3 protein-coding genes are annotated in these 3099 nt (G+C 40.3%); all 3 read left to right on the top strand.

Annotated features, from left to right (window positions below; all coding sequences use genetic code 11):
• Positions 1–164: 164 nt before the first annotated feature.
• Positions 165–716: an ADP compounds hydrolase NudE gene (gene nudE / locus ACJHV0_RS08755; protein ID WP_334234861.1), complete on the top strand. Its 552-nt coding sequence runs from the start codon at positions 165–167 to the stop codon at positions 714–716.
• Between the two features lie 26 nt (positions 717–742).
• On the top strand, positions 743–1561 hold the full coding sequence (cysQ, locus tag ACJHV0_RS08760; protein ID WP_283386392.1) for a 3'(2'),5'-bisphosphate nucleotidase CysQ: 819 nt from the start codon (positions 743–745) through the stop codon (positions 1559–1561).
• A gap of 75 nt (positions 1562–1636) precedes the next feature.
• On the top strand, positions 1637–3099 hold a 1463-nt coding region (gene zwf, locus ACJHV0_RS08765; RefSeq protein ID WP_483133955.1), incomplete at its 3' end, for a glucose-6-phosphate dehydrogenase.

The raw sequence follows: 3099 nt of genomic DNA on the forward strand, positions 1-3099 counted from the left end.
AGAAACGAGCCGCCCAAAGCCACTTATCTAGGCGGACTTCGTTATCATTGTCTGCTTTTTCGTGTTTATTTTTCATTTTCTGCCTTAAAATCAAAAGAATAGTTGAAATATTAGAGCGAAAATGTATTTTTTCAACTAAAATAACTCTAAAAAGGTAATATAAAATGAAAAAACAGCTTCCTGACATTCTAAAGATTGAAACTCTTGCTAAAACTCGCATTTTTGAGGTGCAATCGGTCGATTTGCGGTTTTCCAACGGTGAAGAGCGAGTTTACGAACGCCTAACGCCACAACGCCGTTCTGCGGTGCTGGTAATGCCTATTCAGCATAATGAACTGATTATGATTAAAGAGTATGCCGTTGGTTCTGAGCGTTATGAGTTAAGTTTCCCTAAAGGCATTGTTGATGCCGGCGAAGAGCCGATTGAAAGTGCCAATCGAGAATTACAGGAAGAAATTGGTTTCGGGGCGAAAAAGTTAGATTTTCTGCGTTCGCTTTATAGTTCGCCAAGCCATATGTATGGTTTAATGCACGTTTTTGTGGCGGAAGATCTTTACCCTTCCAAATTAGAGGGAGACGAGCCTGAACCGTTGGAAATTGTGCGTTATCCGCTGGATAAAATAGATGAGTTATTGGCAGAACCGAGTTTTGCAGAATCACGGAATTTATCCGCCTTATTTATGTTAAGAGACTATTTGAAAGAGAAAAATAAATAAAAAAATAGATCTTGAGGAGGTAAAGTATGCAAAAATTAAATCAACAATTACTAGATAATATTATCGCTCTTGCGAAAGAAGCTGGCGAGCATTTAAAGCAATTTTATGCACGTTCGGTAGAGGTTAAAATTAAGGCAGATGATACGCCTGTTACAGAGGCGGATTTGTTTATCAGCCAATTTTTAACTACTCGTTTACAACAACTTACGCCTGATGTGCCTGTTTTGTCGGAGGAGAGTTGTAATATCCCTTTGTCTGAACGTAATCAATGGCAAGAATATTGGATTATTGATCCGTTAGACGGTACACAACAGTTTATTAATCGTACCGATCAGTTTTCGATAGTGATTGGTTTAGTACAGAAAAGAGGCGAGAAAAATCAGCCCGTTTTAGGCGTAATTTATGCACCAATCGTAGATAAACTCTATTTTGCGATGGAAGCAAGCGGTGCATTTTTGCAAGAACAGGACAAAATTCGACCGCTTGTAAAGGCAGAACAACAAGCTGAAAAACCGTTAGTGATTGCCGTTGGTAGCCAAATCCACGCAGATAAAGTATTGCAAGCAATGGGAGGACGTGAGGCTCAGTTCTTACAATATGGTTCAAGCAGTTTAAAAGCAGGTTTAGTGGCGGAAGGTCAGGCAGATTGTTACATCCGTTTTGGCGATACAGGCGAGTGGGATACCGCTGTTGCAGAAGTGTTACTCAATGAAGTGGGCGGATCTGTTTTCGATTTTAATTTTGCTCCATTAACCTATAATCAGCGTGAAACTTTTATTAACCCTTACTTTGTGATGGTAAAAAACAGCTTACTAAATTGGGATAAAATATTTTTATTCAAATAGGGTATTCCCATTAACAATTTTTATGATAATCTTGCAATATAAACAATATTTTAACAAATACAGGATAAATAAAAGATGAATGCTGAAAATAGTTGTATCGTCATTTTTGGTGCCTCAGGTGATTTAACTTTTCGTAAATTAATTCCCGCCCTTTACAATTTATATAAAATCGGCAGACTCGGCGAACATTTCTCGGTATTAGGTGTTGCCCGTTCTGAATTAAGTGATGAATCTTTCCGCCAAAAAATGCGTGATGCATTAGTCAAATTTGAGAAAGCAAGCGGTCCAAAATTAGATGAATTTTGCGAACATCTTTATTATCAAGCAATTAACACTTCTGATGCGGTCGATTATATTAAATTATTACCACGTCTTGATGAATTACACGATAAATATCAAACCGGTGGCAATACGCTTTATTACCTCTCCACTCCGCCAAGTTTATATGGCGTGATCCCTGAATGTCTAGCCGCTCACGGCTTAACCACCGAAGAGTTCGGCTGGAAACGTATCATCGTCGAAAAACCGTTCGGCTACGATATTGAAACCGCTAAAAAATTAGACGTTCAAATCCACAAATGTTTTGAAGAGCATCAAATCTACCGTATCGACCACTATTTAGGCAAAGAAACCGTCCAAAACTTATTGGTTTTACGTTTCTCTAACGGCTTATTTGAACCGCTTTGGAACCGTAATTTTATTGATTATGTGGAAATCACAGGAGCGGAATCTATCGGCGTGGAAGATCGAGGCGGTTACTATGATGATTCCGGTGCAATGCGTGATATGTTCCAAAACCACTTATTGCAAGTATTAGCAATGGTGGCAATGGAGCCGCCGGCAATTATCAACGCTAACTCAATGCGTGATGAAGTAGCGAAAGTGTTGCATTGCTTGCACCCGTTGTCAGAAGAAGACGTGAAGAATGATGTGATTTTAGGACAATACGCTAGAGGCACGGTGGATGGAGAGGAAGTGGTCGGCTACCTAGAAGAAAAAGGCGTACCGGCAGATTCCAACACCGAAACTTTTATGGCAGTAAAATGTGAAATCGACAACTGGCGTTGGGCGGGCGTGCCTTTCTATGTGCGTACTGGTAAACGTTTGCCGACTCGTGTAACGGAAATTGTGATCCACTTTAAAACTACGCCACACCCTGTATTCAGCCAAAATGCACCGGAAAATAAATTGATTATCCGTGTTCAGCCGGACGAAGGCATTTCAATGCGTTTTGGCTTGAAAAAACCGGGTGCCGGCTTTGAGGCGAAAGAGGTTTCAATGGATTTCCGCTATTCGGATTTAAGTTCAACATCAAGCCTCTTAACTGCTTACGAGCGTTTATTATTAGATGCGTTAAAAGGCGATGCGACCTTATTTGCCCGTACCGATGCGGTGCACGCTTGTTGGAAATTTGTTCAACCGATTTTGGATTACAAAGCGAATCGTGGACGTGTTTACGAATATGAAGCAGGCACTTGGGGACCAACTCAAGCAGATAAATTAATTGCTAAACACGGTAAAGTATGGCGAAAACCGTC

This window comes from Mannheimia sp., from assembly GCF_056854775.1.